At 45.4% G+C, this 16,359-nt stretch carries 12 protein-coding genes; 2 read left to right on the forward strand and 10 right to left on the reverse strand.

The annotated features are described in order from the left end of the window. The 8 genes from FRZ54_RS06475 to FRZ54_RS06510 all read right to left on the reverse strand — a co-directional run bounded on the left by FRZ54_RS06475 (window position 1) and on the right by FRZ54_RS06510 (window position 12,997). The gene (locus FRZ54_RS06475; RefSeq protein WP_147030819.1) at window positions 1-2,040 is read right to left on the reverse strand and encodes an ATP-binding protein; all 2,040 of its coding nucleotides are present in this window, start codon (window positions 2,038-2,040) and stop codon (window positions 1-3) included. Then, on the reverse strand, window positions 2,040-4,196 hold the full coding sequence (locus tag FRZ54_RS06480; protein WP_147030820.1) for an ATP-binding protein: 2,157 nt from the start codon (window positions 4,194-4,196) through the stop codon (window positions 2,040-2,042). Before FRZ54_RS06480 ends, FRZ54_RS06475 begins: the two co-directional genes overlap by 1 nt. Then, window positions 4,197-6,419 (reverse strand): ATP-binding protein, encoded by a 2,223-nt coding sequence (locus FRZ54_RS06485; protein WP_147030821.1) that lies wholly within the window; start codon window positions 6,417-6,419, stop codon window positions 4,197-4,199. It abuts the gene before it with no gap. Window positions 6,420-6,436: 17 nt separating this feature from the next. Next, on the reverse strand, window positions 6,437-8,428 hold the full coding sequence (locus FRZ54_RS06490; protein ID WP_187359769.1) for a tetratricopeptide repeat-containing sensor histidine kinase: 1,992 nt from the start codon (window positions 8,426-8,428) through the stop codon (window positions 6,437-6,439). A gap of 182 nt (window positions 8,429-8,610) precedes the next feature. Next, entirely contained in the window at window positions 8,611-9,483 is an 873-nt protein-coding gene (locus FRZ54_RS06495; RefSeq protein WP_147030823.1) for a YitT family protein, read from the reverse strand. Between the two features lie 3 nt (window positions 9,484-9,486). After that, complete coding sequence (locus tag FRZ54_RS06500; protein WP_147030824.1) at window positions 9,487-10,053, reverse strand: HD domain-containing protein; 567 nt, start codon at window positions 10,051-10,053, stop codon at window positions 9,487-9,489. A gap of 99 nt (window positions 10,054-10,152) precedes the next feature. Beyond that, window positions 10,153-11,472, reverse strand: a complete 1,320-nt coding sequence (locus tag FRZ54_RS06505) for a hypothetical protein (protein ID WP_228462641.1) — start codon at window positions 11,470-11,472, stop codon at window positions 10,153-10,155. Between the two features lie 703 nt (window positions 11,473-12,175). Further along, the gene (locus tag FRZ54_RS06510) at window positions 12,176-12,997 is read right to left on the reverse strand and encodes an alpha/beta fold hydrolase (RefSeq protein WP_147030825.1); all 822 of its coding nucleotides are present in this window, start codon (window positions 12,995-12,997) and stop codon (window positions 12,176-12,178) included. A 453-nt stretch (window positions 12,998-13,450) separates the two neighbouring features. Between FRZ54_RS06510 and FRZ54_RS06515 the strand changes: the two genes are divergently transcribed. Further along, window positions 13,451-13,891 carry an Hsp20/alpha crystallin family protein gene (locus FRZ54_RS06515; protein WP_147030826.1) on the forward strand — a complete coding sequence of 147 codons (441 nt, stop codon included), beginning with the start codon at window positions 13,451-13,453 and terminating at the stop codon, window positions 13,889-13,891. 69 nt (window positions 13,892-13,960) lie between these two features. Then, window positions 13,961-14,254, forward strand: coding sequence for a hypothetical protein (locus FRZ54_RS06520; RefSeq protein ID WP_147030827.1), 294 nt, complete (start codon window positions 13,961-13,963; stop codon window positions 14,252-14,254). A gap of 142 nt (window positions 14,255-14,396) precedes the next feature. Here the strand turns inward: FRZ54_RS06520 and FRZ54_RS06525 are convergent, their stop codons facing one another. Continuing rightward, window positions 14,397-14,882: a hypothetical protein gene (locus FRZ54_RS06525; protein WP_147030828.1), complete on the reverse strand. Its 486-nt coding sequence runs from the start codon at window positions 14,880-14,882 to the stop codon at window positions 14,397-14,399. Between the two features lie 114 nt (window positions 14,883-14,996). Continuing rightward, the gene (gene tilS, locus FRZ54_RS06530) at window positions 14,997-16,328 is read right to left on the reverse strand and encodes a tRNA lysidine(34) synthetase TilS (RefSeq protein ID WP_147030829.1); all 1,332 of its coding nucleotides are present in this window, start codon (window positions 16,326-16,328) and stop codon (window positions 14,997-14,999) included. Window positions 16,329-16,359: the final 31 nt, after the last annotated feature.

The raw sequence follows: 16,359 nt of genomic DNA on the forward strand, positions 1-16,359 counted from the left end.
TTATGTTAGGATAGGTAATTTAATAATAAATTCTGAACCCAGGCCTTCTTCGCTACTTACTTCAATACTTCCGCCATGCCCCTTCACCACCATATCATAAGTTAAGCTTAATCCCAAACCGGTCCCCTCACCCGTGGGCTTGGTAGTAAAAAATGGCTGCATGATCTTTTCTTTGATGGCGTCAGGTATGCCAATACCGTTGTCTTTTACTTTGATGACGACATGCCCGTTCCCGGATTCTGTCGTGACCGAAACTTCCGGCCTATAATCGCTCCCCGCTATTTTCTGCTTTTGATTTACCGCATAAAAAGCGTTGTTAAATAAGTTGAGCAGTACGCGGCCTATGTCCTGTTGTACAACATCCGCTTTTGGCAAGTTATCGTCAAAATTCGTTACCAGGTCGGCATTGAAACCTTTGTTCTTGGCCCGCAAACCATGATAAGAGAGTTTTAAAAATTCGTCAGCCAGGACATTTAGATCAGTTAGCTGCTTTTCGCCCGTTGCCACGCGACTATGTTCCAGCATACCCTTCACTATACTGTCGGCACGTTTGCCGTGATGATTGATCTTTCGGAGGTTTTCTGTAAGATCATCAGCAATCCCTATTACATCGTCCTTATTGCCAGCTTCTGCTTCTTCCTTTAATTCTGTTAACAGTTCAACACTGACTTCGGAGAAATTATTGACGAAGTTTAACGGGTTTTGTATCTCGTGTGCGATGCCGGCCGTCAATTCTCCCAGCGAAGCCATTTTTTCGGACTGGATTAGTTGGGTTTGGGTGGTCTTCAGGTCTTCCAGGGCTTGTCCGAGGTTGTCTCGCTGTGTTTCTATTTCTTCTTTCTGTTCGCTTAATAATAAATTGATTTGCTTTTGCTTCTGGTTATTGCGCCATATTATTAAGGCCACAATGAGCACAAAAACTACAGTGGACACACCGCCAATAAAAAGATAACGATTTTTAAGCCTCTCCCGGTCTTGCAATAATTTTTGCTGACGTTGCTGTTCCTGTGATAATACGAGTTGTATTTGCCTGAACTTGTCCGCTCCAAAAAGCGCGTCTTTGTATCCGATGGCTATGCGCTGGTAAGTATAAGCGCTATCTAACTTTGCACTTTTATGATACAGGTCGGCTATCAGGAGCGATGCATCGAGCGCAACTTTGGCAAGAGTGGTGGCCCTTGCCGTATAGAACGACTGACGGGCATAATACAGACTTGAGTCGGGCTGTTTCATTTTATTGAACAAGGCTGCCATTTGGTAGTAAATGATAGCCCTGTCAGTAACCGTGTTTTGCTGAAATGTTAGCTTGATCCCTTTCCTGAAGAATTGTATAGCGCCTTGTTCTTTGCCCAGTTTTAACTGCAATGCCCCCAACCTTGACAGAAGCTCAGGCATCAGATCAACCGGGAAATTCAGATCATTATACATCGCCGTTTCGTAATGCAAGGCCGAATCCAATTGATTCATCTTTTCAAACGCATTTCCCATATTCGACGCTTCATTTCTTTTATAATAGCCGCTAACCCAGTATTTGCTTAAAGCAATATGTGGCCCTTTGTTGTCTGGCAACGGCAGAAAAATATTCCTTGATTCGCGGTAATAGTCAAGGGCTGTTTTAAAATCGCCCATCTCGAGATAGGTATTTCCGATACTATTGAGCTCAATACCTTCAGTATACACATTCTTGTATAATCGTGCTTTGTCAAGCAGGTCCAGTTGAAGAGTAAGGGCTTCAGCGAGGTTCCCGGTTTCCCGGAGGCTGTATTCCAGGGAAAACTCTGCAAAGGTTACGCCATTAGTGTACCCTAATTTTTTAGCCAATAACACGGCTTTTTGCCCGTAAAATAGCGCTGAATCATAATTATTCCGGCGGTAACTATTTGACAGCCGCGTAAGTATTTTAACCTTCGTCGTATCATCTTTTTTATAAAGCGCTAATTGTTGCCGGAAAAATTTTATAGATTCAGACGAACCTGTTTGCGCCAAAGCCGAATGGTTTAGCCAAAGCCCAAAAAAAACCAACAATTGTAATCGCCTCATTATGTCGTGGTAATTAAAGGTAGTAATATAATGAACTCCGAACCTTCCGCCTCAACGCTGTTAATCTGTATACTCCCGCCATGCCCCTTCACTACCATATCGTAAGTTAAGCTCAATCCCAAACCGGTTCCCTCACCCGTAGGCTTGGTGGTGAAAAATGGCTGCAATATTTTGTCCTTTACATTATCTGGTATGCCTGTGCCATTATCTTTCACCGAAATAATTACGGATCTATTTTGTTGAGCCGTGCAGATCTCAACAGTTGGCTTATAATCGGCTCCGGCGGTTTTGGTTTTTTGCTGAACAGCATAAAAGGCGTTGTTGATCACATTTAATAGCACACGTCCAATATCCTGCGGCACAACATTTACTTTGGGCAGCTTTGAATCGAAGTTGGTTATCAGTTCAGCATTGAATTCTTTATCCTTTGCCCGAAAGCCGTGATAGGAGAGACGCAGATATTCATCGGCGAGAGCATTCAGGTTGGTTGGTTCTTTTTGGCCGGAAGAAGTACGGCTGTGCTGTAGCATTCCTTTTACAATAGCCTCGGCGCGTTTGCCGTGGTGGTTGATCTTCGCCTCGTTTTGTTCAATGTCTGCTGCTATTGCTTTTGCTTCCTCAACATCCCCCTTATCTAATTCTTCCCGCAGTTCGATCAGCATTTCCTGGTTCACGTCTGAAAAGTTATTAACGAAATTTAAAGGGTTTTGTATCTCATGCGCTATGCCGGCGGTGAGTTCGCCCAGCGAGGCCATCTTTTCCGATTGAATGAGCTGGTTTTGTGTAGCCCTGAGGTTTTCAAGCGAGGTGTTCAGTTCTTTCGTACGCTCCGCCACCTGCCGTTCTAATAAAATGTTTTGATTTGCCAGAATCTGCTGCTTTTCCTGCTCTTGGGCCAGGCTTTGCGCTGAAAGTATTTGTACCTCGTTCAGGGTAGCCGATAACTTTTTATTGGTAAAAGCCGTTTGTACACCCAGGTAACACGACATGCCTAACGGGAAGCAAAGCAGGCCAATGCCCCAAAGCAACTGCGCCAGTACAGTAGCCTGATCCAGCAAGCCACCGATAATGTCCAGTACAACAAATAAGATAATACCGGCCAGAACAAAGGAAGCATCTTTTATCCGGCGTTTCATGGCCCAAATGCAAACATGCACCGCTTCAACCATAAACAACGCCGGTATGATATTGGTGCAAACGACAAAACCTTTTATTCCGTTGAAATACATGTAAATGGTTGCGCACAGCCCGATAAATGAAAGTACAGATAACGTTCCGCGGCGGGTGTAGCTAAATAGGGCATAAACTGTTAGCAACAGGAACACCATTCCAATAACAAAAAATACACCTTCCGCGTAAGCTACCCACATTTGAATAGCAAGATTCCCAAAACGGTCTACTCCCCATACCTCATTTGGCATGGTGACAAAACAGATACACGCGCAAAACAGCGCGTAATATAAATTCACTTTTTTCCGGCGATCGAAAAAAAAGTATACAAGGTGGGTACAAAGAACGATCAGGATGGCGCCTCCGAACAAGCTGAAAACCAATACGAAATTCTTTAAGCCATTAAGGTAAGTATAGTAATTAGCGGCAGCTGACCGATAATCATTTACGTAAAGTGCGAAGGCCGGTATTGGTTCAAAAAGCGACGAGATATATGTTAAGCCAGGCTGATAGGCCAGCCTCACAGCGATAACATTATCCTTACCGGGCTCAAGATTGATGACTATGGGTTCTTTTGAAGTCAGGTAGCCCCGTACGCTCGAAGGATCCGCGCTGACCTTGCCGTAAGTGGCTATACGCCTACCATTCAGGTATATTTCAGATGCAGCATATTGTGCAATACGCATGGCGAATGTTTTGCCGATTAGGGAATTGCTGACCATCACATGGAGCCGCAGCCATAGTATGCCTGTACTTTTAAGAACCTCAAAACGGTCGATATTTTGCCCCGGGTTAGTCGATGCCCATTTGCTGTCCTGGTAAGACTGGCCCGCCCATTGCATATCATCGCCCGCATGAAAAACCCATTTGCTTAATAATGTATCATTTTTTGATAGTTTATCCAAATGAAAAACCCCTGCAGTCTGGGCTTCCAACCTTAATGCAATAGTCAGCAGGAAAAGTATAAAAAGGTATAGCTTCTTCATTTATAAATTGATGGGCAAGGTGACAGTAAATTCGGTGTATTCATTTTCTATGGTGTCCACATCAATACTTCCCCCGTGCCCCTTCACCACAATATCGTAACTCATGGATAGGCCCAGGCCCGTTCCCTCGCCGGTTGGCTTGGTGGTGAAAAATGGCTGCAATATTTTGTCCTTTACATTATCTGGTATGCCTGTGCCATTATCTTTTACCGTTATTTCAACAAAACCGTCCTTTAACCGGGTTGCCAGCTGCACCATCGGTTTATAATCACTACCCGCGGTTTTTTGCTTTTGCTGAACGGCATAGAACGCGTTGGTGAACAGGTTTAATAAAACCCGGCCAATATCCTGTGGGATCATATTTACGGGCGGCAGTTTCTCGTCAAAATCAGTTGCCAGGTCGCTGTTAAACGATTTGTCCTTGGCACGCAGCCCATGATAGGCAAGCCGCAGATACTCGTCGGCAAGGGTATTGATATTGGCGGCTTCCTTTTGGCCGCTGCTGGCACGGCTATGCTGTAGCATACCTTTTACTATACCATCGGCGCGTTTGCCGTGGTGCCCTATTTTTTCGAGATTTTGTTTTATATCGCCCGCAATATCGATCGCTTCATTTATATCGCCGCGTTTCAGTTCGGCTTCCATTTCCTCCAGAAGTTCGATGTTCACCTCCGAAAAGTTGTTCACAAAATTCAACGGGTTTTGTATCTCGTGGGCAATGCCGGCGGTAAGCTCACCCAATGAGGCCATTTTCTCGGATTGTATCAGCTGCCGCTGGGTTTGTCTGAGTGATATGAGTGTTTTTTTGTTGACCTGTAATTGGCGGTAGATAAAGATCAATAAGCCCGATATCAATAAAACCACCACCAGCGAGCCCCATAATAAAGTGCGGCTGCGGCTAAGCTGGTAATCCTGTAGGGCTTTTTCCTGCTTTAGCTGGTTGATGTGTTCGCGCTGCACCCGGTCATTCTGATCTATCTCAAATTGGGCCACTTTAAAATCGTGCAGCCCTTCCTCCCGGGCATCGTAAACTTTAAAAAACTCCTGGAAATATTTTTCTGACTTTTCGGGCTGGCCATGCTTTTGATAGAAGTTGCCGAGTTCGCGCAGGTATTTTAATTGAAGTGGCACCCCTTGTTCGTTGGATGACTTTTGATAAGCTGTTAAAAGGGCCTTTTCGGCTTCGGCGCTATTTCCCTGTCCCAGGTAATAATCGTAAAAATCGTAATCGATCTCCGTATAGCCAACAGAACTGACTGTTTTGAAACCCGCTGAGTCGGTTAGCTTTTTCGCCCTGGTTAGTAAAGGGAATGCCAACTCGGGGTGATTTAGCTTGAGGTATATCTCTGCTTTAGTTGCGTATATGTTGACTACGCGCTGCGATACCCTTTTACTCATAAAGCGAATGCTCTCATTTATCGCATCCAGGGCCTCGTTGTATTTTCCTGCGTTAAACTCAATACGGCTTAGTGTGGCATAGCAATAATTTATTCCGCTGGTATCTTTTTGCTTTTGCGACAAGGGGAGTGCCTTACGGGCATAATAACGTGCCTTATCAAAATTACCCCATTGATTGTAGGTCATGCCGAGCACATAGATGATTTGGGCGTAAAAATTAGGCTGGAATTTTCTAAATACTTCGCCCCCTTTCATATAATTGTTAATGGCCTGGTTGTAGGCGCCTTTATACAGATAGTAACCGGCAATGGCGTGGTAACACGGGGCCGTATTTTCGTAAGGGCCGTTCAGAAGGTAATATTCCAGCTTCTTCTGGAAATAGTGCAGCCGCGCATCCTGGTCGTTCAGGAAATTGTAAAGGATGCGCATATTGATCAGCAATGGATAAATAACCTTATGCTGTTTATCAAAGATTTCAACTGCGGCCTGGAAACTCTTTAACGATTCGCTATACTTCCGTTTAGCCCAATATCTGTTGCCATCCTGCATCAGCAGGTATGGGGCCGGATCGATCAATTTTAATTTTTCGTTGATCTCCAGCAACATTTTGTAGTGATCAGGATACGAAAGTGTTTCATCCGATCGTATTGGGGTAAAGTCCACCAATTTTTGCAATATCAGTAAGCTATCCTTAGCGGTTTTTTGCTTCGCTAACACTTTTTGCAGCGAATCCATAGCTGCATGGGCAAAATCATTTTGTGCAAAACACGGTTTAATCCCTGCCAGGCAAAAAATAAGCGATAAATAAACGATGATCCGTTTCATAGCTTCAATTAATAAGTTTATAGCGGCAGTGTTATGGTAAACTCCGTAAATTCAGCTTCTTTGGTATTTACTTCAATATGTCCCCCGTGCCCCTTCACTATAATATCATAACTTAATGACAGGCCCAGCCCGGTACCCTCGCCTGTCGGCTTGGTGGTAAAGAATGGCTGCATGATCTTGTCTTTTATCGCGTCGGGTATGCCATTGCCGTTGTCCTTTACTTTAATAACCGCCTGCCCGTTTTCCGTTGCGGTACTAACCGATACTTCGGGTTTATAAGCGGCGCCTGCAGTTTTCGCTTTTTGATTTACGGCGTAGAAAGCGTTATTGTACAGGTTAAGCAGCACCCGCCCTATTTCCTGCTGCGCGACGTTGATCCTGGGCAGATCCTGGTCGAAATGTGTTGCCATTTCGGCATTAAAGGATTTGTCTTTCGCCCTAAGGCCGTGAAAGGAAAGCTTAAGAAATTCATCGGCGAGCATGTTCAGGTTGGTGGGCTGCTTTTCGCCGGTGCTGGCACGGCTATGCTGCAGCATGCCTTTTACGATAAAATCGGCGCGTTTGCCATGCTGACTGATCTTTTGCTGATTGGTTTTTACATCGGCGGCAATAGCCTTAACCTCGTCGAAATGGCCCTTTGCTATTTCCTGTTCCAGTTCTTCTATCAGTTCGGTATTTACCTCCGAAAAATTATTGACGAAATTCAAGGGGTTCTGTATCTCGTGGGCGATGCCTGCGGTCAGCTCGCCCAGCGAGGCCATTTTTTCCGACTGTACCAACTGGGTTTGTGTGTTCTTCAGGTCGGCAAGTGTTTTTTCGATCGCTTTACTTTGAGCCTCTATTTTTGCGTTACGCTCGTGCAGCAGGGTGTTTGCTTTTTTTCGCTTTCCGTTAGCATAAATGAGGATCCCGGCTACCAGTACAAATACTGCGATCACTCCCAGCAAGGCATAATAGCGCACACGGTTTTGATAAGCAATTTCGGCAGCGCGGGCCTGCTGTATGCGTTGTTGTTCGTTATATGCCAGGTTTTGTACCTGTAGCGTCTTTTGCTGGCTGAAAAGGCTATCTCGCGCCTTAAGCGTGATCTGCTGGTAATCAAAGGCTTCTTTGTAGTTTCCTTTGGCCAGGAACTCATCGGTAAGCAGTTTAGTCGCGCGTTGCACCTGGTCGGGGTTCCGGTCGAGTTTGGCCTGTTCAAAAGCCTGTTTTGCATAACTAATGCTGGAATCGGCCACGCCCAGCTGCTGGTAGGCCTCGGCAATACGGCGGTAGTCCTCGCTTTGAAGATAATGATTGTTACGGGCCGATGAATCGCGCAGGCTCTTTTGATAATAAGTGATGGCGCCCCTGAAATCGCCCTTTTTGTGCTGGATGATACCAAAATTCCGGATCAGGTAACCCAGATTATTTACTATGTGCGACTTTAAAGCAAAATCATAGTCCTTTTTGGTAAAATAGTAAGCGGAGTCCAGTCTGTCCATATCCAGGTATTGACGGGCAACATTGTTCATTTCAACTACCAGCAAATCATTTAAATGATGTTTTTCAGCCACATTCTTTGCCATGTAATAGTTGTCAAGCGATTTTTTGAAATCTTTAAGCGTCGAATAGGTAAGCCCCCGGGTGTTATAACACGAAGCAACAACACGCACCTCGTTGAGCCTGATAGCTTCGGGAAGCGCATCGAAAGTTGTTTTTAACGATCCCGGCAAGTCGCCGCTGATGTTCTGAAAAGTAGCTATGCCGGATAGGGCACGCACCTCGCCTTGTTTAAAATGGATTTTTCGGGCCAGTTCGAGCGCTTTTTTTGAATAGATCATGCCCGAATCAGTATTTGTGGTCAGAAATGTGGTGACACTTTTAAGAAAATAAAACATCACCAGCGTGGTATCCTGCCTGGTTTTATTGTATACCTTTTGCAGGCTGTCGACCCTGCTTTGTTGGGCAAAAGTAATGCTGCAGCAAGCGATAAGCAGTGCTGCAATTGTCAGGAACTTTTTTGTCATTTGGTTTGGGCTGATCGTTACTTTATAAAAATAGCAATAACCCATAAATTTACAAGAATTTATAGATTTTCAGGCAGTTAGCTGCCTTTTGGTTAAACAATTGACAAAATGGAATAAAACAAACGCAGGCCAGGGTTAGATTTTAGCTGCGAATAAGTAAGAGTGATTAATCGGATGGCAAATTAATGCTGCCTTGCCCGACGCTTAAGCACGCCGCCGGCCGCTTCTTTTATGGTGCTGGTAAATATGAAGGCCTTTTCGTCGATGCTATGAACAAGATCTTTCAGCCGGAGCACCTCCAGGCGTGTTACCACCGTGAAAATAATATCGACCGGGTGGCTAACGTCAAAGCTGTTTTTCAAAAATCCGCGTTCGCCCTTGTAAACCGTAATGCCCCGGCCCAGTTCCATTACCAGGCGCTCTTTAATGATCTCGCTTTGCGCCGAGATGATAGTGACACCGGTATATTCTTCAAGCCCTTCGATCACAAAGTGGCTGGTTTTGGAGGCGGCATAATAGGTTATGATAGAGTAAAAGGATGTTGGTAAGCCCAATTTAATGGCTGCAATAAGGAATATAACGATATTGATGCCCAAAATAATTTCGCTGATGGTAAAGCTGATGCGTTTACCTGTATAAAGCGCCAATACCTCGATGCCGTCAAGGGCGCAGCCCCCGCGGATAGATAAACCAACGCCGATCCCCATAAATACACCACCGAAGATGGATACCAGCAGCTTATCTGAAGTGACGTGCTGTTCGGGCATATAAAGGAGGCATAGCCCAAGACCGACGATGGCCAGGACAGTTTTGAAAGCAAACGTTCGGTTTACCTGTTTAAGCCCCATAATGATAAAGGGGATATTGGCCGCCACGATTACGTAAGCTATGGGGATATGGTAAAGTTCGGAAATGAGCAGAGATACCCCGGTTACGCCGCCATCAAAAAACTGGTTGGGGACCAGGAAGCTTTTTAATGCAAAACCGCAAAACAATATGCCCACAATGACATAGATCGCATCGATAACAGGGCCGGGTAACCTGAGTCTTTTCATATCTTATTGCAAAAGGGCTTTTACTTTGTCCAAATTATCCTGCTTCTTAGCCCCGCGTAAATTTAGCGCTGTTTGTGTAAAATAGTGATGCGCCTGCATAAATTTTAATTGTGTGGCGTTCCATTCATCCCGATCGGTCAGTTCACGTTCGTGGTATAACTTATCGCCGATAGCAAAGAAATCGTCGCGGCCAAGGTAATCCAGGTCGGCATCGGCAAGTATTTCCTCCAGTTTATTCTTTGGCGATTGCGGTATGCGGGTGGCCATGATCATCCCGCAAATGCGGTCTATCTCCTCCGGGCTAAAGCCAAAGGCAGGCAGGCTTTCTTTCGCTATCCGGCACGACTCTGTCTCGTGTTCGTGCAAAACATTCAGGAAACCCGAATCATGATAACAAGCCGCAACGTGCAATAATTTCATTTCATGATCCGAAATACCCTCGGCCCGCCCTATCTTTTCCGCAGCATCATATACATCCCGGGTATGGTCGATATTATGGTAACACAGATGTGCGGGTATTTCCTTTTCCAGCTTATTTAATATAAAGTTGCCGGCCTGTTCAAATTGCATCCTTGTTAATTTTCGTTGCTAAATATAAAAATCTTAGCGGGTTTATACGAAAAAAGGGTTTGGTTGGATATTGGCGTAGCCCCGCGATTGTGCCGGCCGCTACTTTCTAAACTCAAGCGTGTATTCCGAAATATAATCTCCGCGGTCCTTGTAATTGTCCTTGTAAAACAAGCGCGCTTTTTGCCCGAGTTTAAGGGATGAATACTTATTTGTTCCATTGGCAACGCTGCTTTCGGGCTGTAGCGAAGGGTACCAGATGGTATGGCCCGGTTTATCGACGAGCAACTGCGGAGCCGACCATAGCTGCGCGTTATCGCCGGTACCGAGGTCTGCGTTTTTGTTGAACGAAATATAAATGCTGCTGCCTTTCCACGATGGGCCCTCGGCTTTGGCCATCAGCATTACCCAGCAATTAAGGTAGGTGTTCCAGCTAACAGAAGGACCCCAGTAGTATTTACCCGTTGGCGACGAAGCCGGGCCACCACCATCTTCCATAGGTATCTGTAATGACCTTACCGGTTTGCCTGCGCCGTTATACGGTGCATTGAACCCGCTGCCGTCCCATCTCCTGGCTTTGCCCTGGGGGTTATCCAGGTCGCTCAAAGCTATACGGGCTATGCTGATACATTGGCCGCCCCATTCCTTTTTGGCGCTGTAGCTTGCGTTACTGTATTTTTCAGGGTAGCCGTATTCGCCGTAAAACAGGTACAGGTATTTACCGCTTGCCACTGCAGACGGGTCGCCGGTGCCGCCTGCAAAATTTGCGGCGGTATTATGCTGTTTCAGGATGAGCCGCGGTTGCAGGTCCTGTATAAACAGGCCGTTGTTTTTCCAGCTCAGGCCTCCGTCGGTCGACTTCATGATACCGATACGGCATACAGCCGATGGCGATGTTGGCCCTTTCAGGCCCTGCGGCCAATCGGCATTAATATAGCCTTCCCCGGTTTTAGCATCGTAAGGCAGGGTTGAAGGGTAGTTCTCGTTATGATACAGTGCATAAAGTGTTTTCCCGCTTTTGTCGTTTGCGTCCTGGTAAACCGATTCGAACCAAACGGCGCCATGCAGTCCCGGTGTGCCCGGCCTGGCATTGAGCGGCATTTTAGGCGCGGTAAATTCTGTGGATTTTCTGCCGAATGCCTCGTCAACGGTTTTGCCGTTGGCGTATTTCAGTTCGTTGGAATAGCCCCAAAGCGGATCCTCGCCATATTTTCCGGGGAAAATACGGAAGGTGTCGCCCACCCACACCTCAGACATATTGCAATCGACAAACGAATTGAAAATAAATGGTTTGGTGGGGGTAAGCTTAAAATGCGGCTGCGGCTCTGCCGGTTTTGGATTAAACCAGATAAAAGCAGAAAGTACCAATAATAAAGGCGTGGGCAAACCGATGAGAAGGCGTTTTATTTTTGTTGAAGGCATGAAGAAATTGGCTTAAATTGGAAGATAAATATAAAAAAATTAGATGGGATTAACGGCGGAATTGGATTGAAACTCAAATAAACCGGCCTGGTTAATGCGATCTGCGTTGCCGCAACTTGCGGTATATGGGCTGTGCCTGGGAGGATTTGCTATGATTGTATAAGGCCGGTTGGGTGCAACGGGGCTGGGTAACAGCCGGCGGAGGCGTTTCCGTTTTTTGCCGGTAAGCCGAGGGCACCCATTCTAACCTGATGTAGGGATGTTGATCCATTAAGGCTAATTTATGATTTTTTGGCGTACCTCTGAGTTCCAGAGATACGGAGGGGACATGAAGTTGAGATTTTGATGACGCCAAAAGAAAAAATTTATTCTAACGGAAGAAATTACCCCGCTCAATTGCCGCGGGGCTGTTACTTTTGGCTTGATCCAAAAGTAACCAAAAGATCAAGACAGAAAAAAGCTTCAGCCCGCTCTGCCGGTTCTTTACGCTTTTGTAGCGCTCCGCGCATAGCAAAAGCTAAACCGTCATTCACGCCTTTACGCTGGCCCGCTTTTCTGTCAGTCCCGCGCCCCTTTTGTTCGTCGATTGAAAATTCCCTTGTTAATTATCAGAATAGCAATTTGGGCTGGGAGCTAAAAGCAAAAGCTGCCACCATAAAGGCGGCAGCTTTTAAACCCTGATGTCAATCAGGTATTGTCTTATTTATGATCTGATAAATTCCAGCAGGTCCTTATTGATAGTTGCTGCCTCGGTGGCGGGCATACCGTGTGGGAAGCCCGGGTATGAGATGAGTTTTCCGTGTTTTAAAAGTTTTATAGCTTTCGCACCCGAAATTGGAAATGGGACTATCTGGTCGTCCTCGCCATGTAAAACCAATACCGGGATATCCACGCTTTTAAGGTCGTCGGTAAAATCTGTTTCCGAAAATGCTTTGATACCTTCAACGTGGGCTTTTACGCCGCCCATCATGCCCTGCCGCCACCAGTTGTCGCGTATGCCCTGCGATATTTTGGCGCCCTCGCGGTTGTAGCCGTAAAATGGTATGGTGAAATCCTGGAAATACTGTGCCCTGTTAAATGCAGTTCCTTCCCTTATTTCGTCAAATATGGCCATGGGCACACCGTCGGGATTATTTTCTGTTTTTACCATCAACGGCGTAACGGCGCTGATCAGCACCACTTTGGCCACGCGGGCCTTTCCAAGATTAGCAGCATAATGTATAGCCTCCCCGCCACCGGTGGAGTGGCCTATGTGAACGGCATTTTTCAGGTCAAGCGCCTCTGCGATCGCGGCTACGTCGGCCGCATAGGTGTCCATGTTATGCCCTTCCGAAACCTGGGTCGATCTGCCATGCCCGCGGCGGTCGTGCGCGATGACCCGGTACCCTTGTTTAAGGAAAAACATCAGTTGGGCGTCCCAGTCGTCGCTGGACAGGGGCCAGCCATGATGGAAAAAGAGCGGCTGCCCGGTGCCCCAGTCTTTGTAAAAAATTTCGGTTCCGTCGTTTACTTTAATTGTTTTCATAGCGTTTGATCTGGTTAAATGTGAATAATGGGATATTAAAAAAAAATGTTTTGGATGGTATAGTTGCAACTATAAAAACCCCTCGATACTGAATTAATCAGCTTTTGCTCATGTCGGCAACAGACGGTGTACCGGCAAAAAAACCGGTTCGACGCAGGGGAAATACAAAAATAGGAACTGGAAACTGGTTTACAAGGGCGCTTCTTCAAAATTTGGGAATAGTACATGAACATTACAATTTTCAACAAACTAAAACGGATTGACCGCTTACGACCCAATCTATAGTGTGTTGTGTTTCGAAATTTTGGCAGCTACATCTGAAAAAATTTCACGTCCAAGATGAAATTTTTTCAGATGTAATTGTTGGAATATTATTGGCATTTTCTTTGTTTTTAGGGTATGTGAGTTTAATTAATTAAAAAGTTCAATCATTATTATTAAGGAGGAAAACGTATGACATTGGTTAAATTAAATCCGGAAAAAAAGAACAATGTATTATTGCCAGGCTTTAATGACATTTTCGAATCATTTTTTAACGATTCCTTTATTTCAGATCGCATGGTAACCCGTGTGCCTGCTGCCAACATTAGCGAAACGCCTGATCATTTTCATGTTGAACTAGCTGCGCCCGGCCTGAAGAAAGAAGATTTCAAACTGAATCTCGACAAAAACATGTTGAGCATATCAGTTGAGCAACGCTCTGAAAACAATGACGATCAGAAAAATTACAGTAAACGTGAATACAGTTATAACTCATTTGTGAGATCGTTTACTTTGCCGGAAACTGCCGATGATAACAGCATTGAAGCGGAATATGCCGACGGTATATTGAAAATAAACATTGCGAAGAAAGAAGAAGCTAAATCTGTTCGCAGGCAAATAGAAGTTAAATAAAGTGAATTTTTAGTCCCGCGGAAAAGGCTCCTCAAACGAGGAGCCTTTTCTGGCTAACAGGAGCAGTATATGAAAAGTGCATTTTATATTATGCTTAGCCTAAAGACGCTGGATAGATATGAATGTTTTGGCGAGTTCTTTTTAGGGAACGACAGGCGGTATGCTGAAGCAGCTTTTTCTCAATTGCAAGGACGGGATGAAAGCAACAAACAAGCAGTGCTAAATCTGGACTTGGTAGAAATAAAAGGAGAGTTGCCGGTGACCGTAAAAACTATTTATTGTACGCTTGGCGATCTGGCCAACAATACCAAATTGATAACGAAGGAAATATTTCGCACCAAAACACTGGCGTTGCAGGATTGACATTAAGAAGCGCCCTGACGATGTTCACGAAAACTGGTAAAACAGGTCAATTTTTGCCTGCGGTAATTTTTAGTGTATTGATAATGAGGTTTTTAAAACCGAATTAAGCCGGCAAGCGGCGATGGCGCGAACACTTAGTGTTTCACTTCATTTCTTCCTGTATGGCCCGGTACAACTCGTTGATGTGCCGCGTACCGATGACGTAAACCAGGCCGTCACGGTCGGTAAGATGGATGGCATCCTTGCCGGATGTGTAAAACCTGATGGTGCCCTTTTGGTGCAGGTTGTAAACAGGGTTATTAAAAAAGTAGCGGCTGTAAATGCCTTTCTCCACCTTTACGATACTGTTAAGGTCTATTTTAACCAGCTTGGTGGTCCACAGGCCGTCGATAAGAATGCTGCCGTTGATCACCCGGGTGCGGAAATGCAGGAAAAAACCCATGATAATGGATATGGTGATAATGCCAAACCCCGCCACAGCCAGGATGTCGGCTTTTTCAGTGCTATCAGTAAAAAAGTTAAAGGTATAAGCGGCAAAGCAAAACATAGCCAGCATCAGGCGAATGGTTATCGGGATCCATTCCCTGCCAAGGTATTGCTTCTCGATAAATTGCGGTTTTTCGCTCATAACATAATTTGCAAATCGGTCAACAACTCACCCGGTCATTGCTTCGCTCGACCACCCTCTCTCCGCTTTGCGCAAAGAGGGTTATTTGCCGGGTATGAGCCGATACGAAATCGCTCATAATTTATACAGTTCGAAGATAGTAACTTTTTTGGTCTTCATACTCACTTTATACCTGTTGTCGGGACGAAGGCCACCGATCCAGGCTATTTCGCCATTGCCGTTTACCAGTAGTGGCACGTGTTTTTTCTGGTGCAGCGGAATTTTCAGCCCGATAAAAAAATCGCTCAGCTTTTTCCTGGTTTTCATACCAAGCGGATAAAAATGGTCGCTTTGCTGCCAGCTCCTTACCGTTAACGGATAGATGAGCAGATCCGCATCTATCGAAACCGCCATCGGGTTGTCTTTGACGATCAGCGGTGAGTCGTCATGTAAAATGCTGATCCGGTAATTACCGTAATGTGCCTCGTGCTGAGCCTTATCAATTGTTATAAGTGCTGGTTCGGCATCTTTTTTCGATACGACCAGTTCGGTCCGGTCGAGCAACAAAATAAAACCCGGTGATTCAAATATCCTCCCCGGGTGTTTATCGAGGGACGAAATGATGTCGCCTATGGTGGATTCGTTAAAGCCGAATTCACTCAAAAGTCCGTACAGCAACAGTTTTTGCGGATTTAGTTTTTTTACCTGTTGAACGGGGATACGGATATCACCGTCATGCCCGGTAAATAGTTCCTTTTTTAATTCACCGATCTTTTGACCGAGCAGTATTTCCAGTTCGCGAAAGTGTCCGAGGTTGCGCTCAAAGGTTTCTTCAAGCGCGGGATTCAATTCTTTTAATTTCGGGATAACCTCCAGCCTGATCTTATTGCGGGCATATTTATTGGAAGAATTTGAACTGTCTTCCCTATAAGTAAGTTTATTATTTTGGATGACCTGGTCGATTTCTTCCCGGCTTAAAAACAGCAGCGGACGTATCAGATTTTCATTTTTAGGCAGTATGCCATGCAGGCCGGCAATGCCGGTGCCGCGTGTAAGGTTGAGCAATATTGTTTCGATAGCATCGTTTTGGTGGTGCGCAAGCGCGATAAAATCGTAGCCGTATTGCCGACTGATCTGCTGAAACCATTGATACCTTAGCTCGCGCGCCGCCATCTGTATAGATACCTTTTCATCGGCGGCATATTTTTTGGTGTCAAAATCAATATTGTGAACCGGTACATTCAATTCCGATGCGAGGCTGCTGACAAAGGCTTTGTCGGCCAACGCTTCTTGGCCGCGTAATTGAAAATGGCAGTGTGCTATACCGAAATCAAAACCGGCTGCTTTAAGCAGGTGCGCCATCAGGACAGAGTCTTTGCCGCCGCTTACAGCTGCTAATATTTTATGATGATGCCCGAAAAGATCATTCTTGACGATAAATTCCCTGAAACGTTCGGTCGGCAGCATCACCAAAATTATTAATTTAATAACCCCATCC

Origin of the sequence: Mucilaginibacter ginsenosidivorans (assembly GCF_007971025.1) — a bacterium.
Lineage (GTDB): Bacteria > Bacteroidota > Bacteroidia > Sphingobacteriales > Sphingobacteriaceae > Mucilaginibacter > Mucilaginibacter ginsenosidivorans.